This is a genomic window from Pseudomonas fluorescens NCIMB 11764 (assembly GCF_000293885.2).
In the GTDB taxonomy this organism is placed as follows: Bacteria; Pseudomonadota; Gammaproteobacteria; order Pseudomonadales; family Pseudomonadaceae; genus Aquipseudomonas; species Aquipseudomonas fluorescens_B.
This window is the reverse complement of sequence record NZ_CP010945.1, coordinates 976381-999868: the sequence shown is the minus strand read 5'-3', so window position 1 is coordinate 999868 and position 23488 is coordinate 976381. Positions and strand designations below refer to the sequence as shown.

General features: G+C 59.0%; 18 protein-coding genes. 6 read left to right on the top strand and 12 right to left on the bottom strand.

Translation table 11 applies throughout. The features are described 5' to 3' along the window. Positions 1 to 36: 36 nt before the first annotated feature. A complete protein-coding gene (locus tag B723_RS04640; protein WP_017341589.1) occupies positions 37 to 351 on the bottom strand; it encodes a hypothetical protein in 315 nt (104 codons plus the stop codon). A gap of 356 nt (positions 352 to 707) precedes the next feature. Here B723_RS04640 and hexR point away from each other — a divergent pair, with 356 nt between their 5' ends. Continuing rightward, complete coding sequence (gene hexR, locus B723_RS04635; RefSeq protein WP_008027445.1) at positions 708 to 1574, top strand: transcriptional regulator HexR; 867 nt, start codon at positions 708 to 710, stop codon at positions 1572 to 1574. Positions 1575 to 1832: 258 nt separating this feature from the next. Next, positions 1833 to 2042, top strand: a complete 210-nt coding sequence (locus B723_RS04630; protein WP_017341588.1) for a PA3496 family putative envelope integrity protein — start codon at positions 1833 to 1835, stop codon at positions 2040 to 2042. On the opposite strand, the gene B723_RS04625 is transcribed toward B723_RS04630, so the two are convergent. Next, entirely contained in the window at positions 1984 to 2946 is a 963-nt protein-coding gene (locus B723_RS04625; protein WP_017341587.1) for a LysR family transcriptional regulator, read from the bottom strand. The genes B723_RS04630 and B723_RS04625 overlap by 59 nt on opposite strands. A gap of 190 nt (positions 2947 to 3136) precedes the next feature. Between B723_RS04625 and B723_RS04620 the strand changes: the two genes are divergently transcribed. Continuing rightward, positions 3137 to 4552: an acetyl-CoA carboxylase biotin carboxylase subunit gene (locus B723_RS04620; RefSeq protein WP_017341586.1), complete on the top strand. Its 1416-nt coding sequence runs from the start codon at positions 3137 to 3139 to the stop codon at positions 4550 to 4552. Positions 4553 to 4563: 11 nt separating this feature from the next. After that, positions 4564 to 6372, top strand: a complete 1809-nt coding sequence (oadA, locus tag B723_RS04615) for a sodium-extruding oxaloacetate decarboxylase subunit alpha (protein ID WP_017341585.1) — start codon at positions 4564 to 4566, stop codon at positions 6370 to 6372. A gap of 78 nt (positions 6373 to 6450) precedes the next feature. On the opposite strand, the gene B723_RS04610 is transcribed toward oadA, so the two are convergent. From B723_RS04610 to B723_RS04600, 3 genes are all read right to left on the bottom strand, one after another. Continuing rightward, complete coding sequence (locus tag B723_RS04610; RefSeq protein ID WP_017341584.1) at positions 6451 to 8499, bottom strand: autotransporter outer membrane beta-barrel domain-containing protein; 2049 nt, start codon at positions 8497 to 8499, stop codon at positions 6451 to 6453. Between the two features lie 291 nt (positions 8500 to 8790). Continuing rightward, a complete protein-coding gene (locus tag B723_RS04605; protein ID WP_017341583.1) occupies positions 8791 to 9627 on the bottom strand; it encodes an amino acid ABC transporter permease in 837 nt (278 codons plus the stop codon). Then, the gene (locus B723_RS04600) at positions 9624 to 10445 is read right to left on the bottom strand and encodes an ABC transporter substrate-binding protein (protein WP_017341582.1); all 822 of its coding nucleotides are present in this window, start codon (positions 10443 to 10445) and stop codon (positions 9624 to 9626) included. The genes B723_RS04605 and B723_RS04600 overlap by 4 nt, the downstream gene beginning before the upstream one ends. Before the next feature lie 112 nt (positions 10446 to 10557). On the opposite strand from B723_RS04600, the gene B723_RS04595 reads away from it, so the two are divergent. Next, positions 10558 to 11457, top strand: a complete 900-nt coding sequence (locus B723_RS04595) for a homocysteine S-methyltransferase family protein (protein ID WP_017341581.1) — start codon at positions 10558 to 10560, stop codon at positions 11455 to 11457. A 75-nt stretch (positions 11458 to 11532) separates the two neighbouring features. On the opposite strand, the gene B723_RS04590 is transcribed toward B723_RS04595, so the two are convergent. The 3 genes from B723_RS04590 to B723_RS04580 are packed head-to-tail and all read right to left on the bottom strand — an operon-like array spanning position 11533 to position 13301. After that, positions 11533 to 12204, bottom strand: a complete 672-nt coding sequence (locus B723_RS04590; RefSeq protein ID WP_017341580.1) for a GNAT family N-acetyltransferase — start codon at positions 12202 to 12204, stop codon at positions 11533 to 11535. Positions 12205 to 12221: 17 nt separating this feature from the next. Beyond that, on the bottom strand, positions 12222 to 12668 hold the full coding sequence (locus B723_RS04585; protein WP_017341579.1) for a GNAT family N-acetyltransferase: 447 nt from the start codon (positions 12666 to 12668) through the stop codon (positions 12222 to 12224). A gap of 9 nt (positions 12669 to 12677) precedes the next feature. Next, positions 12678 to 13301 (bottom strand): FMN-binding negative transcriptional regulator, encoded by a 624-nt coding sequence (locus B723_RS04580; RefSeq protein ID WP_017341578.1) that lies wholly within the window; start codon positions 13299 to 13301, stop codon positions 12678 to 12680. Positions 13302 to 13391: 90 nt separating this feature from the next. Here B723_RS04580 and B723_RS04575 point away from each other — a divergent pair, with 90 nt between their 5' ends. Next, positions 13392 to 14942 carry a PLP-dependent aminotransferase family protein gene (locus B723_RS04575; protein WP_017341577.1) on the top strand — a complete coding sequence of 517 codons (1551 nt, stop codon included), beginning with the start codon at positions 13392 to 13394 and terminating at the stop codon, positions 14940 to 14942. Between the two features lie 26 nt (positions 14943 to 14968). Here the strand turns inward: B723_RS04575 and B723_RS04570 are convergent, their stop codons facing one another. From B723_RS04570 to B723_RS04555, 4 genes are all read right to left on the bottom strand, one after another. Then, positions 14969 to 19552 (bottom strand): dermonecrotic toxin domain-containing protein, encoded by a 4584-nt coding sequence (locus tag B723_RS04570; protein ID WP_017341576.1) that lies wholly within the window; start codon positions 19550 to 19552, stop codon positions 14969 to 14971. A gap of 359 nt (positions 19553 to 19911) precedes the next feature. After that, complete coding sequence (locus B723_RS04565; protein ID WP_017341575.1) at positions 19912 to 21012, bottom strand: polyamine ABC transporter substrate-binding protein; 1101 nt, start codon at positions 21010 to 21012, stop codon at positions 19912 to 19914. A gap of 13 nt (positions 21013 to 21025) precedes the next feature. Further along, positions 21026 to 22057 (bottom strand): histone deacetylase family protein, encoded by a 1032-nt coding sequence (locus tag B723_RS04560; RefSeq protein WP_017341574.1) that lies wholly within the window; start codon positions 22055 to 22057, stop codon positions 21026 to 21028. A gap of 245 nt (positions 22058 to 22302) precedes the next feature. Beyond that, entirely contained in the window at positions 22303 to 23310 is a 1008-nt protein-coding gene (locus B723_RS04555) for an AraC family transcriptional regulator (RefSeq protein WP_017341573.1), read from the bottom strand. Positions 23311 to 23488 lie beyond the last annotated feature (178 nt).

Sequence of the window (23488 nt, the reverse complement as noted above, 5' to 3'; positions counted from 1 at the left end):
CCCGCCACGCAAAGTGACGGGAAGGTATTTATAGACTTAGTTTGTAATCAGAACGTCGTCGATATGGTGAATTTTTTCACCTTTATAGAAGATGCTCACACCTGAAACATTGGAATTGCCCAGCGACTTATATTCGACAACTTTGTCTGTTTCAACTTGCAGCGAAACTTCGCTGGAGTTTTCAAGAAGCAACTCCAATCGCAAGTCAAAGGATTTATCCTGCATCGCAGTCATCACCAGTTTAGGGGTAATTCCCGTGTGTGCAACGGTTACGGTGCCGAAGGCGCGGAAAGAAGCTGCGCCAGGCATGCGGTCGATTTGTGCGGTCCAGTTTTTGGTTTTAATGGTCATGGTGTGTAACTCCTGTAATTAAGTTTGATTGCGTCCTGCACGATCAAAGTAACTAGGTGGAGTTGTTTTTGGAAGAAGGTTCTTAGTTGTATTTGTAAGTTTGAGTGTTTAATCAATTTGTTGTTTGGGTAACTAAGTTCCGAAGGTTTCGAGGAGGCCGATCAGGGGGGGCTTGTCAGCCTCAAGGGTGTACTGCGGTTTGCGCTGGAGCGCTGAAAATGGGTGCTACATGAAGCGCGCACGCCTGAAAACGAGGGATTCGGTTACGCATTGAGCAGGCAAAAAGCCAATTCATGTAGTATAACTACAAGCTTGCTACATCCCCGGCGCCTGCCAATAACAAAGAGTCCAGCCCCTTGAATCTGCTGCAACACATCGCCCAGTCACGCCACCTGTTACGCAAGTCGGAGCTGAAGGTCGCCGACCACGTGCTGCTTGATCCAGCGGCGGTGATGCACAGCTCCATGGCCGACCTGGCCCACAGCGTGGGCATCAGCGAACCGACCATCGTTCGGTTCTGCCGCGCCATCGGTTGTTCCGGGTTTCAGGATCTGAAATTGAAACTGGCACAGAGCCTCGCGGCGGGTGCGAGCTTTGGCCAGTTTGCGATCCATGAAGACGATTCGGTCGCCGACTACAGCCTGAAAATCTTCGACACCACCCTGCACACCCTGATGGAGGTTCGCGAGAAGCTCGATCCGGTGGAGTTGCAGCGGGCGGTGTCGCTGATGTCCCAGGCTCAGCGTGTCGAGTTTTATGGCTTTGGTGCCTCGGGTGCCGTGGCGGCGGATGCCCAGCACAAATTCTTCCGCTTGCTGCTGACGGCTGCGGCGTATTCCGATCCCCACATGCAGGCGATGTCGGCGGTAACGCTGAAGCCAACCGACGTGGCGATCTGCATTTCGCAGTCCGGGCGTTCCAAGGACTTGTTGATCACGGCCAACCTGGTGCGCGAAAGCGGCGCGTCGCTGATCACCTTGTGCCCGAGCCAGACGCCGTTGGCTGAGCTGTCGACTGTCAACCTCGCGATCGATGTGCACGAAGACACTGAAATCTATACGCCCCTGACCTCGCGCATCGCCCACCTGGTGGTGATCGACGTGTTGGCGATGGGCGTGGCCATGGCCCGCGGGCCGAGCCTGGTCAACCACCTCAAGAGCGTCAAGCGCAGCCTGCGCAGCTTGCGGCTGTCACCCAAGTCGGTGAAAGCGCTCGACGATTGATTCAAGATGACACGGACCCTGTGGCGAGGGAACTTGCTCCCGCTCGGCTGCGCAGCAGTCGTAAATGAGCCAGTGCGAAGGGTCGAACGTTGCTGTGAATGATTTTGGGGCCGCTTCGCAGCCCAGTGGGAGCAAGCTCCCTCGCCACAGCGTTCGCCGCCAGTCTGTGAGCTTCATCATTTTGTAACCCGCTCGCCGCCAAACCGTCATCCCTCGCGCCCATCCTGTAACTCCCGTACTCGCCTTGGGAGACTCGAAATGGCCCAGCCCTACGAAGAACGCAACAGCGCCGTCAAAACCCGTCGTCAGCAAGAAGACCAGCGCCGCATGGAATTTCGCCGCGCCATCGAAGATCGCTGCGAACGCCGCCAGCTGCTGGCCGAGATCGGAGATTTTCCCGACCTGGAACTCAATTACTGGCAGGCAGCGCCCGCAACTTCCCGTCGAAACGCTCAACCAGGGCGCTGATCTGCACCCGCTCGCTGCGGATAAACGCAAGGAATGCGTGGGCCACCGGCGACAGCCGCTTGGCCTTGGCCTGCACCAGGCACCAGCTGCGAAACAGCGGCAGTTCTTCGACCGGTAGCTCGATCAACCCACCGGTCGCCAATTCAAGGTTCAGGGCGTGGCGCGTCAACAGCGCAACGCCCAGACCCGCCAACACACATTCACGCTGCGCTTCGGCCGATGCGACCTCCTGGGTCTGGTTGAAGTGCACACGTTTTTCCTTGAAATACTCTTCGCACGCCAGTCGGGTTCCCGAACCGGGTTCGCGCAGCAACAGCGTGTAGGGTTCGAGATCCTGCAAGCGCAGCGGCCCCATGTGGCACAGCGGATGATCCGGTGGCGCCACGGCCACGATCGGGTTGTTGAGGAATGGCAGAAACTCCAGCCCCATGTCCTGCGGGACCATGGACATGATGACCAGGTCGTCACGGTTGTCGGAAAGGCGCCGAATCACCTGCCCACGGTTAACCACGGTCAGTTGCAGGTTTACCTCGGGATGCTGGCGTTTGAACGCGGCAAACAGGTGCGGCACGAAATACTTGGCGCTGGATTCCACCGCCAGTTTCAACTGGCCCTGCAATGATCCCTGCATGTCCGAGAGCTGCATGTCGAGGTTTTCCAGGCGCCCGAAAATGTCCCGGCTGGCACGTTGAAGGGCTTCGGCGGCCTCCGTCATGTAGAGTTTTTTGCCGACGTAATCGAACAGTGGCTGACCAATCAGCTCCTCAAGTTGACGAATCTGCAGGCTCACGGCAGGTTGCGTGAGCGACATTTCGTCCGCTGCGCGGCTGTAGGATCGCAAATCACAGACTTCATTGAAAATCTGCAATTGACGCAATGTCATACGCATCAATGACTTACGCATTTTCTACACGCTCTCGCCCCAGGCTGATGGGTCAACTATAAGTCTTTGCTTATGCCTAACCCAATAATTAATCATTTTTGTTAATCCCTTGCGAGGGCTAGTGTGGGGCTGCGACTAAATCGAAACATTTAGTCACGCGTCGACCTGGTCTAGCAGGTCGTGGGTATCACCGGCTCAAGGGAAACTCCAAGTGATAACAAAGATCCTGATCGCCAACCGTGGTGAGATTGCCGTACGAATCGTGCGCGCCTGCGCCGAGATGGGCATTCGCTCGGTCGCGGTCTATTCCGACGCCGACCGCCATGCCTTGCACGTGAAGCGTGCGGATGAAGCCCACAGCATCGGTGCCGATCCGCTGGCCGGTTACTTGAACCCGCGCAAGCTGGTGAACCTGGCCGTGGAAACCGGTTGCGATGCGTTGCACCCTGGCTACGGTTTTCTCTCGGAGAACGCCGAGCTGGCGGACATTTGTGCAGAGCGCGGTATCAAATTCATTGGTCCATCGGCTGAAGTGATTCGCCGCATGGGCGACAAGACCGAAGCGCGCCGCAGCATGATCAAGGCCGGCGTGCCAGTCACTCCGGGCACCGAAGGCAACGTCGCGGACATCGCCGAAGCCCTGACTGAAGGCGACCGCATCGGTTACCCCGTGATGCTGAAGGCCACTTCCGGTGGTGGCGGCCGCGGCATCCGTCGCTGCAACAGCCGCGAAGAACTCGAACAGGCTTTCCCCCGCGTGATCTCCGAAGCCACCAAGGCGTTCGGTTCGGCGGAAGTGTTCCTGGAAAAATGCATCGTCAATCCGAAACACATCGAAGCGCAGATCCTCGGCGACAGCTTTGGCAACGTGGTGCACCTGTTCGAGCGTGACTGCTCGATCCAGCGCCGTAACCAGAAGCTGATCGAAATCGCCCCGAGCCCGCAACTGACCCCGGAACAGCGCGCCTACATCGGCGACCTGTCGGTACGTGCGGCCAAGGCCGTGGGTTACGAGAACGCCGGCACCGTGGAGTTCCTGCTCGCCGAGGGCGAGGTGTACTTCATGGAGATGAACACCCGGGTGCAGGTGGAACACACCATCACCGAAGAAATCACCGGCATCGACATCGTGCGTGAGCAGATCCGCATCGCGTCCAACCTGCCGCTTTCGGTGAAACAGGAAGACATTCAGCACCGCGGTTTCGCGCTGCAATTCCGGATCAACGCCGAAGACCCGAAAAACAACTTCCTGCCGAGCTTCGGCAAGATCACCCGTTACTACGCGCCCGGCGGCCCCGGTGTGCGCACTGACACGGCGATCTACACCGGCTACACCATTCCGCCGTTCTACGACTCCATGTGCCTGAAGCTGGTGGTGTGGGCGTTGACCTGGGAAGAGGCGATGGACCGTGGCTTGCGCGCCCTCGACGACATGCGTCTGCAAGGGGTCAAGACCACTGCCGCGTACTACCAGGAAATCCTGCGCAACCCGGAATTCCGCAGCGGCCAGTTCAATACCAGCTTCGTTGAAAGTCACCCTGAACTGACCAACTACTCGATCAAGCGCAAACCCGAAGAGCTGGCCCTGGCCATCGCCGCCGCCATCGCCGCCCACGCAGGCCTGTGAGGAATATTCCAATGACCAAGAAAATCCACGTTACCGACACAATCCTGCGCGACGCCCACCAATCGCTGCTCGCCACCCGCATGCGCACCGAAGACATGCTGCCGATCTGCGACAAGCTCGACAAAGTCGGCTACTGGTCGCTGGAATGCTGGGGCGGCGCAACCTTCGACGCCTGCGTACGCTTTCTGAAAGAAGACCCGTGGGAGCGTCTGCGCCAACTGCGCGCGGCGTTGCCTAATACGCGTCTGCAAATGCTCCTGCGTGGCCAGAACCTGCTGGGCTATCGCCACTACAGTGACGATGTGGTCAAGGCGTTCGTGGCCAAGGCTGCGGTCAATGGTATCGACGTGTTCCGTATTTTCGATGCGATGAACGACGTGCGTAACCTGCGCGTGGCCATCGAAGCGGTGAAGGCCGCCGGTAAACACGCCCAGGGCACCATCGCCTACACCACCAGCCCGGTGCACACCATCGACGCGTTCGTGGCCCAGGCCAAGCAAATGGAAGCGATGGGTTGCGACTCGGTCGCGATCAAGGACATGGCTGGCTTGCTGACTCCGTATGCCACGGGCGAACTGGTCAAGGCATTGAAGTCCGAGCAGTCGCTGCCGGTCTTCATCCATTCCCACGACACTGCGGGCCTGGCCACGATGTGCCAACTCAAGGCGATCGAAAACGGCGCTGATCACATCGACACCGCGATCTCCAGCTTCGCTTCTGGCACCAGCCACCCTGGCACTGAGTCGATGGTTGCCGCCTTGAAAGGCACCGAGTTCGACACCGGCCTGAATCTGGAACTGCTGCAAGAGATCGGTCTGTACTTCTACGCCGTGCGCAAGAAGTACCACCAGTTCGAAAGTGAATTCACCGCCGTCGACACCCGCGTGCAAGTCAACCAGGTGCCGGGCGGGATGATTTCCAACCTGGCCAACCAGCTGAAAGAGCAGGGCGCGCTGAACCGCATGGGCGAAGTGCTCGCTGAAATCCCGCGCGTTCGTGAAGACCTCGGCTTCCCGCCGCTGGTGACCCCGACCTCGCAGATCGTCGGCACCCAGGCGTTCTTCAACGTGCTGGCCGGTGAGCGCTACAAGACCATCACCAACGAAGTGAAGCTCTACCTGCAAGGCGGCTATGGGAAGGCGCCGGGCATCGTGAATGAAAAACTGCGTCGCCAGGCCATCGGTAGCGAAGAAGTGATCGACGTTCGTCCTGCCGACCTGCTCAAGCCGGAAATGGCCAAGCTGCGTGCCGAAATCGGCGCCGTGGCCAAGTCTGAAGAAGACGTGCTGACCTACGCCATGTTCCCGGACATCGGTCGAAAATTCCTCGAAGAACGCGCTGCAGGCACGCTCACCCCGGAAGTGCTGTTGCCGATTCCCGAAGCGGGCGGCGTGGCATCGGCCGGCGGCGAAGGCGTACCGACCGAGTTCGTCATCGACGTCCACGGCGAAACCTACCGCGTCGACATCACCGGTGTCGGCGTCAAGGCTGAAGGCAAGCGTCACTTCTACCTGTCCATCGACGGCATGCCGGAAGAAGTGGTCTTCGAGCCGCTCAACGAATTCGTTAGCGGCGGCAGCAGCAAGCGCAAGCAAGCCACTGCACCGGGCCACGTCAGCACCACCATGCCAGGCAACATCGTCGACGTGCTGGTCAAGGAAGGTGACACCGTCAAAGCCGGACAGGCTGTGTTGATCACCGAAGCCATGAAGATGGAAACCGAAGTCCAGGCGGCCATCGCCGGCAAGATCACCGCCATCCACGTAGCCAAGGGCGACCGGGTGAACCCGGGCGAAATCCTGATCGAGATCGAAGGCTGAGTTAACAGCCTCGATATACCGCTTTAAACCTCGGGGGAGCATGTGCTCCCCTTTTTTTTCGCCCGGTGTTTGTGAGGGTTAGAAAGTCATTTGCCATTGGCCGGTGATACCGTGGTTTCGGGTGTCGTTACCCATTTCACCCGTAACGCCCACGCCAAGTGTATTGCGTGCAGAAAGCCTGAGGTCTATGCCCGCGTCGACCATCAGTTTGTTCCGATCCAGCGGCGCACTGTATACGCTGTAGTCGTTGCCCCCGCTGACAAGGCGTTGCCGGGTTTCGGTGTAGACCTTGCCATACGTGTGTTTCCAGCCAGCGCTCAAGCGCGGCGTCAGTTGCATACCGTTATGCAACGTATTGAGCTTGGCCAGACGCAGGCCGAATGTGCTGTTGACGTTTTCCTCGGATTGATCGTGGACTTTCAGGGAAGCATCGCCGCCTTTTTCCGCAAAACTGTCGCGCTGGTAACGTTGGTATCCAAGAGTGGCGAACGGTTCGATGCTGACGTTGGCGCGGCCAAAGTTGTAACCCACCTCCGCGAAGGCTTGTTGGGTGTTGGCATCGTAACGACCTTTGGGGCGATCCTTGAAGCCATAAAACTCCACCCTGCGCGCACTGCTTCCGTCGTGGCTGTTATGTGTCGCTCCCAAACGCAGGGACATCGGTCCGTTCTGGCGCAGGGCGTAAGCCCCTAGGTGCCAGCTGTCCAGATCGCCGTCGAGTTCGTTGCTCTTCTGGCGGGTACGGGATTGCCCCCCCATTACGCCCAAACGCCACTGCTCATTGATTTGCCAGTCGGTGCCCAATACCAATCCTTGGGTGGAATGCTGCAACGGGTCATAGTCGCGATCCAGTTTTCCGCTGTGTCCCAACGCCTGTAGCCAGACTCGGCCATTGGTTTCGGTGCCAGCGGCGAGGCGAGGTGCCCTGTTCTGATTGTGAGAAAATCTGGCGTTGTCCAGCTGACGCATAGCCGAGAGCAGAGTGGCCGTTATCGGACCGTCACTGTTCAAGGTCGCCTTGGCGAGGTTGGCGTTGCTGTCGCCGGCCAGAATTTCGAGGGCGTAGGCGGCGGTGGCCCTATCGGAGCCGAGCAGGGCGGTGATGGCGGAATTTGTCGTGCTGGATGGTTGCTCTCTGGTTGGGCTGGCAGCCGGTTCTTCTATGCTGTCGGCAAAGCGTTCAGCGTTTCCGCTCGGCGCAATGCTGCCGAAAGACACCCCATTGCGCGCATAAGTCAGGACGACAGTTTTCTCGTCGTCGTAATTTAATGCCGGCGTCATGAAAACCAGGTTGTCTTGAATGTCTCCGAAACGGCCCACGACTTTGCCTGCCTCAATGAGTGTGTATTGGCTGCTTTGCGGAAATTCACCCGCTGCGACGATTTTCAGGGTCGCATCGTCAAGGCTGGCAATGCCATCGACTTTGATCGTTTCACCACGGCCATCAGGGTTGACCTCATAGGCCAGTACGGCAGTGCTGGTAAGGCTCATATCACCCTTGACCGTTGGGGCGCCCACCAAACGATTGACTATAAGCTGGCCATTCACGTTCAGCGAACCGACGATTCCGTTGCCACTGAATGTACCCATTTCTTCCACGAAGACGTTGCCGCCAATCGAGTGGTTATTGATCAACGTGCCTTGGGTGATTGCTCCGCCAATGATGTGTCCATTATTGATTAGCGTTGCCTCGGGACGGATCAGCGTGCCGATGTCGAAAGCGCCAGCACCACTGACAGTCCAATGACCCTGTTTGACTTCCAGCGCCTTGAAGTTCCGGGTTTCAGTCACAGAGCCACCTTTGGCTGCATTGAGTTGCAGGACGTTGTCGCCCGCACCCCCATTCACTGGCTTCTTGAAAACCCCTTTAGTCAGTACCGAGACCAAATCATTGCGCTCGTCCAGGTTCAGGTCGCTCCATTCAGATACTTTCCTGATCGAGGACGGGTGAGTGTCGGTAGCGCTCATGAAAGCGTCGAGGGTGGCAATCAGTTCTTTCGGTGTTTCTACCGGTGTCGCAAATGCAGCGGCAATGCTGTCGTCGGCAATCGAAAACTCAGCGCAACCCAAGGCGAGCGCTATGGCCAAGGCGAGATGTTTTGGTCGGTATTTGTGTTGAACGGGCATTGATTTTGGCCTCTGTTGACAGGAGACCAAACTCTAAAAGGGAGGGTACAGGCGCCGATGTCGGCTGCTTCCGGTAGCTATTGCGGGCGGCGTCGGATGATTGAACGGAAAAAGAACAGTCGAATGGGAGTGGCTGTATTTATCGTTTTTGCTGAGGCGCTTTTTCTTACAGAGATTCGCAGTGAATGTCCGAGAGCTCATGCAGGAGGCCGGCTTGCCGGCGATGGCGTCCGTGAGATCACCATTGCCAGCAAGCGGGCTCCTGCAAGGTTGGATAGCTGCAACCCCTCCCTAGCTACGACTCAAATACGCCTTCCCGTAATGCCGTTCCATCCGCGCCTGAATCAGCTCCAAGCCAATCGACATCACCCAGTAAATTACCGCCGCCGTCGTCAGCATTTCGATGTAGCGATAGCTCGAGCGCCCATACGATTGCGCCAGGAACATCACTTCCCAAACGCCCATTACCGAGATCAGTGACGAGTCTTTGAGCATCGAGATGAATTGGTTGGTAGTCGGCGGGATGATGGTGCGCATGGCTTGTGGCAGGGTAACGCGCCAGAAGATCACGGTTTCGCGCATGCCCAGCGCCAGTGAGGCTTCGCGTTGGCCATGGGGTACGCCGAGGATGCCGGCGCGGAAGATTTCGCTCAGGTAGGCGCCGTAGTTCAGTGACAGGGCGATTATGCCGGCGGCGACGGCGCCCGGCACAATGCCGAGTTGCGGCAGACCCAGGTAGATCAACAGGATCTGGATCAGCAAAGGGGTGCCGCGAAAGAACGAGGCGTAAAAACTCGCAATCCCGAAGGCCACAGCACTTTTCGACAGCCGTGCAATGGCAGTGATAAAGCCCAGCAGCGACGACGCGAGGATCGAGCACAGGCACAAAAACAGTGTCAGCGCCGCGCCCTGCAGAAAACCGTTCGGCGCCAAGTGCAGGCCGATCAGGTTGGGCAGTTTGTCGAGGATGATCGAGAACTTCAGGTCGAAGCTCAGGAAGAAGCTGGCGAACAGACCCAGCATTGCCGCCCAGGTCAGGTACAGCCGCGTGCGAAAACCGAAGATCCGTTGCAGCCGAGACTCAGCCGCCGGTTGTGGCGGCTGAGGTGGGTTGGGAAAGGAAGTCATTTGCTGATGTCGGCGCCGATCCATTTTTGCGAGAGCTTGCTCAGGGTGCCGTCCTGTCTCAGTTGCGCGAAGACGTCACGCACCTTGGCGTCCCATTGTGCGTCGCCTTTTTCGATGGCCACCGAGTTTGGCTCCGAGTACAGCGGTTCGCCGGCGAGCTTGAAGCGTTTGTCTTCGGTCAGTCGCGGCTGCGCGGTAACCAGGTTGGTAAGGACCGCATCCAGTCGTACGCCGGCACCCAGCCCCAAGTCCTGGAACGCCACGTTGTCGGTGTCATACGGGGCGATTTGCACATTCTCGAATGGGTACTGCAATTGCGTGTCTTCGGCGCCTTCGATCACCAGGTTTTTGTTCAGGTAGCTTTCATAGCTGGAAGCGCTGGTGAGGCCGACTTTCTTGCCGCTCAAATCCTTGGCACTGTGGATGCTGTCGTCCTTGGCGTTGACCACGATCACCGCAGGTGAGGCGTAATACTCGACCGGGAAGTCGAAGACTTCGGCGCGGGCCTTGCTCGGGGTCATGGAGCAGATGCAAATGTCGTAGCGGCCGCTCCAGCGGCCGGCGGCAATCACGTCCCAGGATGGCGTTTCGAGGCGCAGTTTGACCCCGAGTTTGTTCGCCACGGCTTTGGCCACATCAACGTCGAAGCCGTCGAGTTGGTTCTGGTCATTGAGGAACGAGAAGGGTGGATAGCTTTCCATCAGCACGCCGACCAGTTCTTTCTTTTGCTCGATGCGGTCCAGCGTGGCGCCACCGAAGGCTTGGGTTGAGGCAGTCAGAATCGTCAGGCCCAAGGCCAGGAGTGGTTGAAGTTTCACAGTCGATCCCTGATAAAAAATGGGTTGTTATTCACCGAATGGTGCGTATTAAATAGTTATAAGTACGGCTCCGGTAGTGAGTTATTTTCATAAGCATATGAGTGAAAAGCATATGGGCGCAAAAAGCACGGTGATTCTGGATGGCGGCATGGGACGTGAGTTGCAGCGTCGAGGTGCGCCATTCAGGCAGCCCGAATGGTCGGCGCTGGCCTTGAGCGAAGCGCCGCAGGCCGTGGAGGCGGTGCACGCGGCTTATATCGAAAGCGGTGCGAACGTGATCACCAGCAACAGTTACGCGGTGGTGCCGTTTCACATTGGTGAAGAGCGATTTGCTGCTGAGGGGCAGGCGCTTGCAGCGCTGGCCGGAGAGCTGGCACGGCGCGCGGTTGATGCCTCGGGCAAACCGGTCCGCGTGGCGGGTTCACTGCCGCCGCTGTTTGGCTCTTACCGCCCAGACCTGTTCGACGCCAGTCGGGTAGCTGAACTGCTGACGCCGCTGGTAAAGGGCCTGGCGCCCCATGTTGATGTGTGGCTGGCGGAAACCCAGGGTTCGATCGTTGAAGCGCGAGCGATTCACGCCGGTCTGCCCAAAGACGGCAAGCCGTTCTGGCTGTCGTTTACCCTGAAGGATGAAGACACGGACGAAGTCCCGCGTTTACGCTCCGGTGAGCCTGTGGCTGAAGCAGCTGCGGTGGCTGCCGAGCTGGGCGTCGAGACGTTGCTGTTCAACTGCAGCCAGCCGGAAGTGATCGGTGCGGCGATTGATGCCGCGCGGGAAACCTTCGAGCGTTTGGGGGTGAAGATTCACATCGGCGCGTATGCCAATGCCTTCCCGCCGCAACCGAAAGAGGCGACCGCCAATGATGGTCTGGACCCGTTGCGCGAGGACCTTGATCCGCCGGGTTATCTGCATTGGGCGGCCGATTGGCAGAAGCGCGGCGCCAGCCATTTGGGCGGGTGCTGCGGGATTGGGCCGGAGCATATTGCGGTGTTGGCCCAGAAATTAGTGTGAAGCCAATCGTCGAACGCCGCCCGGAGCTGGCTCCGGCGGCCTTTCGACGAAGGCGTTCGTCCAGACGCCGCTGATCTACCCGCGACACTCAGCCAGCGTTTTCACCTGTCCCGACTCCGACTGATTCTCATCGCTCAACCAGCGCTCAAACCCCGCGCCAATCGCCGGCCATTCCGAATCCAGAATCGAATACCAGGCCGTATCCCGGTTCTGACCCTTGACCACCATGTGCTGACGGAACACCCCTTCAAAACTGAACCCCAACCGCTCCGCCGCGTACTTGGAGCGGGCGTTGCCGTTGTTGCATTTCCACTCCAGGCGCCGGTAACCCAGGGCAAAGGATTCCTTGGCCAGCAGATAAACCGCTTCGGTACTTTTCGGCGAGCGCTGCATCGGCGCGCCGAAGGTCACGTGGCCGATCTCGATGCGGCCCTGAGACGGAACGATCGACATCAGACTGAGAATGCCTTGCACGTCGCCGCTGGCCCGGTCGATCACAGTGAAGAAATACGGGTCGCTGTTGGCTGCGTGGTTGTTCAGCCAGTCGTTGAAAGTGCTGCGCTCCGGGAATGGACCGTAAGGCAGGTAATCCCACAGTTTTGGGTCGGAGCCGGGGCCTTGCAGGGCTTTCCACAAGCCGTCGGCGTGACGCGCCGGGTCGAGTTTTTCCAGACGGATGAAACGACCTTCGATGGTTTTAACGGACGGTGCCGGGACACCTTTCCAGTCCGCGAGTGAAGTCGACATGCTGTTCTCCTTGAACCTTAAATGGCTTTGCGAAACTGGATGTAACCGGGGCGTTCGGCGATACGCTCGTAGAGCTGGATCGCGGTGGCGTTGGTTTCGTGGGTCAGCCAGTGCACTTTGCAGCAACCGTCCGCTTTGGCGGTGGCGTAGACGAATTCGATCAGCTTGCGGCCAACGCCGGTGCCGCGGGTTTCGGGCGTCACCAGCAAGTCTTGCAGGTAGCAGGCGTTTTCGATGCTCCAGTTCGAGCGATGGTAGATGAAGTTCACCATGCCGACCGCTTTGCCGTCGACCCACGCCAACGCTGAATGAGTCGGTTCATTCGAGTCGAGCATGCGTTGCCAGGTGCTTTGGGTGACGGCCTCGGGCAGTTCGGTGTTGTAGAAGCGCAGGTAGGCTTGCCACAGAGGCAGCCACGCAGCGTGATCGTCAGCGGTGACCTGGCGGATTTCAATCTGACTCATGTTCAATCCTTATCGCATCAAGTGGGCAAGGGCCTGGTCGTGCACATCGGGGCTGGCGGCGAGCCCTTCGCGCACACCGGCGATGTCTGTGGTGCTGCGGTTCTGGCTGAGTTTGCGTTTGCCTTCCAGGCGCTGGATCGGCAGGGCAAACCCGACGATGGCCTTGAGCATGCCGTCGATGTAATCGGCGGGTGCATCGGTGACTGCCCATGGTTGGGCGCGACCGGCTTCATGGTGATCGGTCAACGCACTGACCAGGTTGAGCAGACGGTCGGCGTCGGTGAAAACCTCTGCGGTGCCGTACGCGTGGACGGCGACGTAGTTCCAGGTCGGCACGACTTTGCCGTGCTCGGCTTTGCTCGGATAAAAACCGGGGCTGACATACGCGTCGGCGCCGGCAAAGATCACCAGGGCCTCGGCGCCATTGTGAAGTTCTTTCCACTGTGGATTGGCCCGGGCGAAGTGGCCGTAGAGGGTGCCGTTCGGACCTTGGTCCGGGCGGAACAGCAGGGGCAGATGACTGGCTTGCAGGCCTTGCTCGCCGTGGGTAACGACCAGGGCGAGGCGGGTGCCGAGTATCTGCTGCTGCAGATCGTCCAGATCTTTGATGGCAAAGCCGCTGGGGTTGTACATGGAAAAACTCCTTGGCGAATGCCTTCATCCTAGGCAGGCTATTGGTCTGTTGTAAGAGCCATTAATGACGAATTTCATAGGTCCATTGTCATGACGGATGCGCCGCTTTCCTTGTCGTTCAACCCTGCGGGCATCGAACTTGATCGCCGTCAGGGCCTGAGTCGTCAGCTCTACCAGGCCTTGCGCTTGCGTGTGCTTGACGGGCGATTGGCCAGCGGCACGCGATTGCCGGCCAGCCGCGATCTGGCGGCAGCACTGGCGATTTCCCGCAACAGCGTGGTGCGGGCTTACGATCAGCTCTATGCCGAAGGGTTTATCGAAGGGCGCGTCGGTGACGGAACCTATGTCGCGCAATTACCGCAATCCGTACTCCCGGCAAAAAAACTATCCACAAAAGTATCCACAGGGTTTTCCACAGGGTTATCAACAGCCTTATCCACAAATTGGCTGGATTTACCTGTGATTTCATCCAGTAAAGTTATCCACAGTGGGGCGCTGGGGCGCGTTGACAAGAACCATTTGGCCCTGCCGCCGAGTGGTCCGCCTCGCGCATTTCGGGTGGGTGTTCCGGCATTCGATCTGTTTCCTTTCGAGGTCTGGGCCAAGCTGAATGCGGCTTTCTGGCGTAAACCGGATTTGCAGCAGTTGTGTTATGGCGATCCAGCAGGCGATGCACGATTGCGCGGCATGATCGCGGCGTACTTGCGCAGTTCGCGAGGAATGCAGTGTTCGGCTGAGCAAATAGTGATCACCAGCGGTGCACAGCAGGGGATTAGCCTTTGTGCACAGCTGCTGGTGGAGCCGGGCGACGGGGTGGCAATTGAAAATCCGGGGTATCGGGCGGCGGGTCATGCGTTCGCGGTGGCCGGTGCGAAATTGCATGGGGTGGCGGTGGACAGTGAGGGCATCGACTGTACTGAATTGGCCCGGCTTAGCGATTGTCGGCTGGCCTACGTCACGCCTTCGCATCAATACCCGACCGGGGTGGTGATGAGCCTGGCGCGACGCCTTGAATTGCTCGCTTGGGCAGAGCGCAACCAGGGCTGGATCGTCGAGGACGACTACGATGGCGAATACCGTTACAGCGGCGCCCCCCTGGCGCCGTTGGCGGCACTCGATCGACAGGGCCGGGTCTTGTACGTCGGGACCTTTGGCAAAGTCGCGTTCCCGGCGTTGCGCCTGGGTTACCTGGTGTTGCCGCCCGCACTGGTGCAGGCGTTTTCTCAACGGCGAGCGGTGGACGTTCGGCATTCCGAAGTCAGCACCCAAGCGGTGATGGCCGAGTTCATGGCCGCCGGGCATTTCCAGCGGCACATCCGCCGCATGCGCCGTGCGGCCCTGAGCCGACGCAATGCATTATTGGCCGGCTGGCCGCAGAACATCCCCGGCATCGGCAGCCTGCCGAGTGTTGCGGCAGGGTTGCATATGACGGTGCCTGTCGACTCACAGGCCCGCGAGTACGAACTGGTGGAAAAAGCCGCCAGCGTCGATGTCGAGATCAACCCGCTGAGCAGCTATTGGCTGTCGGATTCGCAGCAACCGGTGGACCAGCGTGCCGGGCTGGTCCTGGGTTTCGCGGCCGTGCCCGAGGCGGCCATCAGTACCGCACTCGGGCGACTGGAAAAGGTCTGGCGCCGTTAAGCGGTGACGGTTCAACGACGCAAGACTTACGATTTTGACGCCGATGGCGGCACCTTTGCGAAGAACAGTGTTGTTGCCAGTTGTGGACTGATTTCGCTGCGATAGATCGAGATCGCATGGAGATCGTCATTCGCACTGCGAGCTTCGAACGCGCCGCCCAGCAGCCGTTGCTGCACCGTTTTCAGATGCGCCGCGGTGAAAGTTTGTGCAGGCGATGCGGGCTCTGAATAGTGAAAGTGGGCATACCACAGAACATTTTTGCTGGTGTGGTCACGGACTTCGTATTCCTCGAGGTAGTCTTTTTTACGGTTTTTGAGCAACCGCCGGCCGGGGTTCTTGACGATGTCGACCTGACCTTCGCTTTGCAGCCACTGAACACGCTCTGCCGTAGGCGGCTGCAGCTTGGTCATGCTGATTCGCGTTGTGCGTCCCTGGCTGTAGAGCCGGATTGCTGCGTCATTGAGTTGTTTGGCCAGTGTGACGGCCGATCCCGGACCGCCATCGATGGCGTTGCTGGAAATCAGCGCTTCGTCGATGGCCTTGGCGACCTCCTGCAATCGATGGGCCTGCTGATGGAACATTTCCTCGATTTCCACGGGAATTCGCCGCGGTCCTTTTGAATGGGCGTCCGTTCGGCGAATGAACGTCTCCAGCCCGTCCAGCAATGCCTGACCCTGAACAATGCTTGCATCCAGATCCGGTGGAATAACGACGGAAGGAACCGCTTTCGCGGCGACTCTTTCAACCCATACCCCTGGGGTTTTCTCATGAAACGTCGAAATGACTTTGCCCGTCAGCGTCGACGTGACGTCGATCAGTTCTGATCCGTCCGCCGCAGAGTCGGCGCGGAGTTGGCCGACCACCGTGCCGTTGTAACGAGTCTTGATGATGCGCTTGGCGGGAACGACCGGCAGGCGGGAAGGGCCCGGTTGCGGCTCCAGCGCCTGTCGCTCGCGCAACAGGCTCGCCAGGTGCTTCACCGTGTTTTTTTGAAACGCGTCGATACGTTGGCGCATCAGGTCGAGCGGTGATTGCAGGAACTGACCGGGAAACTCGCCAGGCAGATCGATGATGCGCTGATCGGTGATCGCGAGTTGCTCCACCAGATCACTGAGCCCTTCGATTCGCTCCGGCAAACGCAACACATCGTCGTCGCCGGCCAGATCCAGTGAAGCCTGAATGGCGAGCGCTGCGTTTTCGACTACGGTCTCCAGCGCCGGGCGTGCTTCGTGTGTGGCTGCAACAGAAGTATCGAGGCACAACTCCTGGCCCAGTGTGATCTGGAACAGTTTGAGGTCCTGTAAATCGAACGGCGGCATGTTGGTCTTGACGTCACGGATCACTTCCACGGCTTCTTTGCCGAGCAGGTTCAGTTGCTCGAAGCGTGATTGCGCGAATTCGATTTTCTCGATGTAAGCGGCGGTCAGATCACTCGTGAGTTGATAGGTCTGTCGGGCGGTCTGCGTGTCTTCCGTTCGCTGTGTGTCGAGCAGGTCGAGGGAGAGACGCATCTGATTGTCGAAAACAGGGCGCTGGTGGTTGAACCATTTTTCCAGCAGCGATAACTGGAAATCCAGGCGGCTGATCATCGCTTTCCGGTAATTGGGAATGGCTTCGCGAGCATTGAACGCTTTCATCTGTTCAATGTTGGCGCTGATGAATGACATCTGCGCGTCGAGCATTTCAAGGTACAGGCGACGATGGTTGTCGGTTGCCGTAGGTGCCTGTGCTTTTTTTTCTGCTTCCTTGAGTTCTGTTTCCCGACTTTTGGTCTGGCCCTCGAACGCGATCATTTGCTGTTTCAGTTCAGCCAGGCGCTCCTTGTTTTGCTGTTCCAGCCGTTGCCTCTCCTTGCCCCCGCCCCTAAGTCTCAGTCGCGTATCGATAAACCATTCGCCTTTGGTGTTCTTGACCAACAACGGCCCGCTGCGCGTGGGGGACAGGCGTGAGTCAGTGATCTGCACGTCGTGATTGTCGTTGAGCGTGACTTCGAACCATCGTTGGCCGACCTTCGCATACCATTTTCCGTTAAGTGAGCTGAGATGTTGGTGAGGGCCGGGCGCGCTGGAGGCGACGGCCATTCCCTTGGGTTCGGCGATCTCCAGTTCATCCAGCAAGGTGCCCAACGCGACAGGCGGCAGCGTAGCGACGGCGTGCAAAGACGTTTCATGGGTATGAGGCAGTTGATCGAGGTCGGGCAGACGAGTGACCGTGATTTTGTGCGCTGGCTTGATTGGCGGCGTGACCGGCGGCTCGACTTTTTCGATCAGGCGCGTGACGGGTTTATGGCGAGAGGCAGCCCGATGGGCCAGCACCATGCCGAGCGTCAACAGCAAATCGGTCAGGGCGGACCAGGCAGATTCGCTGTCTTCGTTCTCTTTGGCCTCCGTGATTGCCTGCAAGTCGTCCATGATCTGCCAGATCCACCCGGCAACCCCGGCAGTGCGACCAAGAAAGGGCAGGGCGACGTTGAACAGCATCCATGCGCCATGCTTGAGCGTCGCCCAGCGGGCTTGCGTGTTGGATACCGATTGCCGGTCAGCCAGGGTCATCATGGCGTTGGCGTTGGCTTTGAACAGGGGCGCCAGTGAAACGTCATCAAGGGCTGCCGCACTGAGCGACACCGCGCCCATCTTGCCCAGCGCTGACGTGGGATCGACCAGCAACTGGGTCAGGGTCCAGACCGAAGGCAATTCACCGCAAAACACATACTGGGAATAGTTGAAGCGCACGTCGTCGGCCAGCCACGCCAGAACCGATTGGCGAAGGGACTTTTCGTGCTTGATCGCATACAGCAGATTGGCCTCGTTCGGGTACTGCAGCAGCGAGGGGACGAGCAATGGCCGGTAGAGCAGACAGGGTCCCTGATCAGCGGACTTCGGACCGATGACGAACATGTTGGCGACTTCGTCGACCTTGCTGTCGGCGCGATTGCCGGCGATGAAGGCCAACGGGCGAATGACAATCTCCTGTCCGTTCACTCGGCGCTCGGCCGCGTTTTGCTGCAGGGCCGCGTTGACGTACTGGTAGCCTCGTTCATCGATACCGGCTTCGCCGCGCATCTTGTGTTGCAGCGCCTGCAAGGGCAACTGGGTGCGTAAATGACGCGTATAGAGCGCTTGTCGGCGCACTGTTTCTTGCGAGTCATCAAGCAACTTGCGCTTGATCAGTGCCGGGTAAACCGCGCCGATATCCACCTGGGTGACGAGGTTCTCCAGGTAGGCGGGCGTCATCCAGACGGGCACCGGGTCGCCGTTTTTGTACTGCACCGTCTTGTTACCCAGCGGAACGGCAATCAGGTTTTGCAACGCCAGTTCGATCAGCGACAGCGTGACGGTCTGCGTTTTGCCGGGTATCACGACAGCGCCCAGGACAACGACGCTGGTGATGCTGATTTGCACGTCCTCAAGGTTCAGGCTCGCCGCCGCTGGATGATCTTTGATCATCTGTTCTCGCAAGGTTTGCAGGGCAAATTCGGGCAGTGCGGCGATGCCTTCGTCGAAGGTTTTTCCAGCGTCCTGCTCCCGCAACTGCGCCAGGTCCATCAGGTGTCGGCTGTAACGGGTCAGGTCCGCTGACAATGCGTTGTTCAACCAGCCTGTCAGTAACCCCTGAACCTTGTTGAAGCGCGACGAGGGCAGGGCTTCAAATTCCGTGAAGCTTTTTGCTGCCGCGCTGATCTGCGGTGAAAGACTCGCGGGTGCAGCGTTCTGAAAGGAGTTGAAGGCACCGATGGCTTCGGCTTCGAGTGCGATCAGCGCACATGCCTGGTGATGAAAGAAATTGCCTTCGGGTTCGTACAGACGCCATTGCAGCGTCTGCCCGGTACTTGACGACCCAGGATGGGCAAACAATGCGGCACCCAGCGCCGCAACAGAGTCGTAGTGCTTGAAGCCTTCGGCAATCGAGTGCGTCAGGACCAGGGTTCGGGTATCCAGCGTACCCACGAAAACAGCGATATCCAGAACCCGCAGATGTTCGGTCACCGCGTTTGCTGTGCATTCTGTGTCGATCAGGCAGGCCTTGGTCAGGTACTTGTCGTGTTGGCGCCGTGTGGCCCGATCGGGATGAGTGAACACGGCACGGGCCATGGCTTTTTGGTCGGCATCCCAGTCCGTGGCCTCATCGAGGTTCCAGATGTCCTGCAGCGCTTGCGAGAGCTGATGCCAGCGCGGGGTCGAAGCGCTTGTCTCCTGATTCCAGTAATCAAGTTGCTGTTGCTGGTAGGCAATGAACAGCTGCGAAGCGAGCGTATTGATCAGCGATCCGATGGCCGTAATGTTTACCGGCAGTTGAGCCGGCGGGTCAACGCCCGGTTGCAGGGTCAGGAAATGTTCACCGTCGATGAGTGTCACCGTCGAACCCGACAACCCGATCCGCACCAACACATCGGTAAGCGATTCATACAGATTACTGCCGGGCACGACATCGCCGCCGGTCTCGACCCAGGTCGGAGTGACGACCGTGGCGAGCGTCGGGTCAATCTTCAACGGCGGATAAAGCGCGTTGAGTGCAGGCCCCAATGCAGTCGCTGCAACCTCTCTGATCGAGGGACCGGTGACCAGTTGGGTCAGTATGTTATCTGCACTCGGGGAAGCGGTGTCGGGCATGGTCGTCTCCTGATTGAGGATGCGCCGCTGTTGATTGCGCAGCGCTGATCAGGTGACGGTATCGGGCGACCTCACAGGCCTGGCGGTACATAAATATCGCAGGCAAAAAAAGACCCGCATCACGGCGCAATGCTGTTCACTTAAGCGCGCTCTTGGATCGTGCATACCTTTGTGGCGAGCGAGCTTGCTCGCGCTGGGCTGCGTAGCGGCCCCAAAAATCTGACAACTATTGCCGAGTTTTGTGAGTGCTACGCACTCAAGCGGGAGCAAGCTCCCTCGCCACAAGTTTCCTTTGATTCAAGACACTCTTAAGTGAACAACATTGCGCATCACGGCGGGTCTTCGGTTTTCAAGGGGTTTCAGGTCCCTGACTTGATTTTGGTCCAGGCTCGCGTGCGCGCACGTTCGGCATCACGCGGTAGCGGTTGCAGGGTGTAAAGCGTGCCCATCGCCGCTTCGGTCGGGTACAGGTTCGGGTTGTTGCGGATCGCCGGGTCGACCATTTCCGTGGCGTCCTTGTTCGGGTTCGGGTAACCGACGAAGTCGCTGACCGGCGCAATCACCTGCGGTTGCAGCAGGTAGTTGATGAAGGTGTAGGCGTCCTCGGTGTTCTTCGCGCCCTTCGGAATCGCGAGCATGTCGAACCAGATCGGCGCGCCTTCTTTTGGCAAGCGCATGTCGACGATGACCCCGTTCTTGGCCTCTTTGGCGCGGTTGGCGGCCTGGGAGAAGCTGCCGGAATAACCGACCGCGACGCAGATGTCACCGTTGGCGATGTCGGCCATGTATTTGGAGGAGTGGAAGTAAGTGACATACGGCCGGATTTTCATCAACAGCGCTTCAGCCTTTGCGTAGTCCGCCGGCTTCTTGCTGTTGGGGTCCAGGCCGAGGTGTTGCAGGGCCAGCGGCAGGATCTCCGACGGCGAGTCGAGCAGGGCGACGCCGCACTGCTTGAGCTTGCTGATGTTTTCTTCCTTGAAGATCAGGTCCCAACTGTCCACCGGCGCGTCGGCGCCCAGCGCGGCTTTGACTTTGTCCGGGTTGAAGCCGATCAGGATGGTGCCGTACATGTACGGCACGGCGAATTTGTTGCCTGGGTCGTTGGCTTCGATCAGCTTCATCAGCTTGGGATCGAGGTGGTTCCAGTTCGGCAGCTTGCTGCGGTCCAGCGGCTGGAAAACGCCGGCCTCGATCTGCTTGGCGAGGAACACGTTGGACGGCACCACCACGTCGTAACCGGAGTTGCCGGTCAGCAGTTTGGCTTCCAGCGCTTCGTTAGTGTCGAAGATGTCGTAGACCAGTTTGGTCTGGGTGTTCTGCGCCTTGAAGTCCTCCAGCGCTTTGGGGGTGATGTAGTCGAACCAGTTGTAGACGCGCAACGTTCGCTCTTCGGCGTGAGCGGCCCCGCTGAGCACCGTGGCGCACAGGGCGGGGACGATAAGACGCTTGAGTCTGTTCATTATTGTTGTTTCCTCATTGAGCGCTTTCAAAACCTTCAAGAACGTTCACGGCGTTGATGCCGATTTCTTCGACCGCGTAACCGCCTTCCATCACGAACAGCGTCGGCACGCCGAGCTTCGCAATACGCTCGCCCATCGCCAGGTAATCCGGGCTGTCGAGCTTGAACTGGGAAATCGGATCGTCCTTGAACGTATCGACGCCCAGGGACACGACAACGATGTCGGCGCCGTATTGTTCGATCTCTTTGCAGGCGTGTTCCAGTGCCGCGCTCCAAATGTCCCAACCGCTGCCGGCGGGCAAAGGGTAGTTGAAGTTGAAGCCTTCACCCGCGCCTTCGCCCAGCTCGTCTTCATAACCGAGGAAGAACGGGAATTCGGCTTCCGGATGGCCGTGGATCGAGGTGAAGAGCACGTCGCTGCGTTCGTAGAAAATCGATTGCGTGCCGTTGCCGTGGTGGTAGTCGACGTCGAGGATCGCGACTTTCTTGTGGCCCTGATCGAGGAAGGCCTGAGCGGCGATGGCGGCGTTATTGAGGTAGCAATAACCCCCCATCAAGTCGCTGGCGGCGTGGTGTCCCGGTGGACGGCACAGGGCGAAGGCACTGCGCGCGCCGCGCTGGATTTCTGCCTGGGCGGTGAGCGCCACTTGCGCTGCGCTGTACGCCGCTTGCCAGGTGCCGGCAGTGATCGGGGCGCCGCCGTCGAAGCTGTAATAGCCAAGCTGGCCGTGCAGGCTGGTGGGCTTGATGGCGCGCAAGGTACGGGCCGGCCAGGTGTAGGGCAGCAAGTCGCCGTCGGTGTTGAACTCGGTCCAACGGGCCCAGGCGCCTTTGAAGAAGTCGAGGTAGTCGCGGCTGTGGATGCGCGCGATCGGGTCGAGGCCGAAATCGTTCGGTGCTTCGACGGGGCCCAGGTTCTGGTTTTTCACCCGTGCCAGTACGTGGTCGGCACGCGAAGGCATTTCGAAGCAGGGCTTGAGTTGCCCGTCTATCAATTCACAACGGCCGTGGTGCAGGTGGTGATCGTCCGAGTAGATCGTCAGCATTTCTTGTTCTCCGCAGGCTGAATCGGTTGGCTACAGTCTTGCGGCGGAAGGCGATTCGGAGAACGGCAGGAAAGGCCAAAAGGGGATTTATATGGCCAAAAAATCTGACCGAAATTCGCCCCTTTTTAATGCGCCAGGCCCTGGCGTGGCGCATGGAATGCAGACTCTGTGGGAGCGGGCTTGCCCGCGAAGGCGGCATTACAGCCGAGTCAGATGCACTGGCCACTTCGCTGGCAAGCCAGCGCCTACAAGGGGCGGTGCTGCGGGCGGAACTGGCTCGGCGCTACTCCGCTCCAGCGCACAAAGGCATGGCGAAAACTCGCGGTCTCGCTGAAGCCCAGGGCCTCGGCGATCTGATAGATCGGCAACTGATCCTCGCACAGCAACAGCTTGGCCTGTTCGAAGCGCAATTCATCGAGCAGTTCCTGGTAGCTGCAGCCTAGGTCCTTGAGGTGCCGACGCAGGGTTCGCGCCGAACAATTCATCTGCTCGGCCAGGCCCTCCAACCCAGGCGCGGCATTCAGTTGCGCGCTGAGCAGTTGCCGAATTCGCCCCAGCCACGCCTGGCGCCCGGTGAACTCGACGTTCTGCTTGCGGCAGCGTTCGGCCATGGCTTGATGGGTAATCACATCGGACAACGGCAAGGGCTGGTCGAGCCAGTGCTTGTCGAAGGCGAAGGCGTTGTCCCGTGCTTCAAAATGCAGCGGGCAGTTGAAGTGTTCGGCGTAGGTCGCTTCGTAGTCGGGCGCGGCGTGTTCGAAGCGAGCAGCGAGCAGTGGCAGCGGATGACCGAGTAGGTCGTCGCAGATGACCTTGAGCGAAACCAGGCAGAACTCGGCGTTGAACACGGCCATCGCCGGGCTCTCACGATAATCGGCCGCGACGAACCAGACACGCTTGCCATCCTCCTCCAGGCTCAGTTCGAAAAGTGTTCCCAGCAACGCCGGATATCGCATCGCAAGGCGCAAAGCGTCACCGAAGGTGGCACTGGTCAGCAGTGCATAGCCGAGTATGCCGTAGCAGGACACGTGCATCCGCCGACCCAGTTCCAGGCCGATGTCACGCTTGAGTGCGACAGCGTTGGCGCAGACTTGCATCTCTTGATTGGTGGTGATGCGTGTGTCGGCGCGGTTCAGATCCGCCGCACTGATGCCGCTGCCGGCCAATAGCGCCTCACTGGACAAGCCTTCGGCCTTGAAGGTGTTGAGGATCAGCGAGACGGCGTTGAGGGTGGTGAGATGGGAGTGGAGCATGGGATGTTCCATTCTTGAGTTGCTGGAATGGGAGCAAGTTGTGTGCCTGATCGATAGGGTTTCGACAGGTCCGGCGAAACCATTGGTAACAGAAGTAGTATCCCGTTAACGCCTCCAATGCCTGCAAGGCCCCTACCTTGGTCATGACTGTCACGCCCATGCGTTGGCTGTCTTTACG

What these genes read in the sequence shown, in the direction of transcription:
- B723_RS04640 (WP_017341589.1), bottom strand. Translation starts at nt 351, where the DNA reads ATGACCATTAAAACCAAAAACTGGACCGCACAAATCGACCGCATGCCT.
- B723_RS04630 (WP_017341588.1), top strand. Translation starts at nt 1,833, where the DNA reads ATGGCCCAGCCCTACGAAGAACGCAACAGCGCCGTCAAAACCCGTCGT.
- B723_RS04625 (WP_017341587.1), bottom strand. Translation starts at nt 2,946, where the DNA reads ATGCGTAAGTCATTGATGCGTATGACATTGCGTCAATTGCAGATTTTC.
- oadA (WP_017341585.1), top strand. Translation starts at nt 4,564, where the DNA reads ATGACCAAGAAAATCCACGTTACCGACACAATCCTGCGCGACGCCCAC.
- B723_RS04610 (WP_017341584.1), bottom strand. Translation starts at nt 8,499, where the DNA reads ATGCCCGTTCAACACAAATACCGACCAAAACATCTCGCCTTGGCCATA.
- B723_RS04605 (WP_017341583.1), bottom strand. Translation starts at nt 9,627, where the DNA reads ATGACTTCCTTTCCCAACCCACCTCAGCCGCCACAACCGGCGGCTGAG.
- B723_RS04595 (WP_017341581.1), top strand. Translation starts at nt 10,558, where the DNA reads ATGGGCGCAAAAAGCACGGTGATTCTGGATGGCGGCATGGGACGTGAG.
- B723_RS04590 (WP_017341580.1), bottom strand. Translation starts at nt 12,204, where the DNA reads ATGTCGACTTCACTCGCGGACTGGAAAGGTGTCCCGGCACCGTCCGTT.
- B723_RS04585 (WP_017341579.1), bottom strand. Translation starts at nt 12,668, where the DNA reads ATGAGTCAGATTGAAATCCGCCAGGTCACCGCTGACGATCACGCTGCG.
- B723_RS04580 (WP_017341578.1), bottom strand. Translation starts at nt 13,301, where the DNA reads ATGTACAACCCCAGCGGCTTTGCCATCAAAGATCTGGACGATCTGCAG.
- B723_RS04575 (WP_017341577.1), top strand. Translation starts at nt 13,392, where the DNA reads ATGACGGATGCGCCGCTTTCCTTGTCGTTCAACCCTGCGGGCATCGAA.
- B723_RS04570 (WP_017341576.1), bottom strand. Translation starts at nt 19,552, where the DNA reads ATGCCCGACACCGCTTCCCCGAGTGCAGATAACATACTGACCCAACTG.
- B723_RS04565 (WP_017341575.1), bottom strand. Translation starts at nt 21,012, where the DNA reads ATGAACAGACTCAAGCGTCTTATCGTCCCCGCCCTGTGCGCCACGGTG.
- B723_RS04560 (WP_017341574.1), bottom strand. Translation starts at nt 22,057, where the DNA reads ATGCTGACGATCTACTCGGACGATCACCACCTGCACCACGGCCGTTGT.
- B723_RS04555 (WP_017341573.1), bottom strand. Translation starts at nt 23,310, where the DNA reads ATGCTCCACTCCCATCTCACCACCCTCAACGCCGTCTCGCTGATCCTC.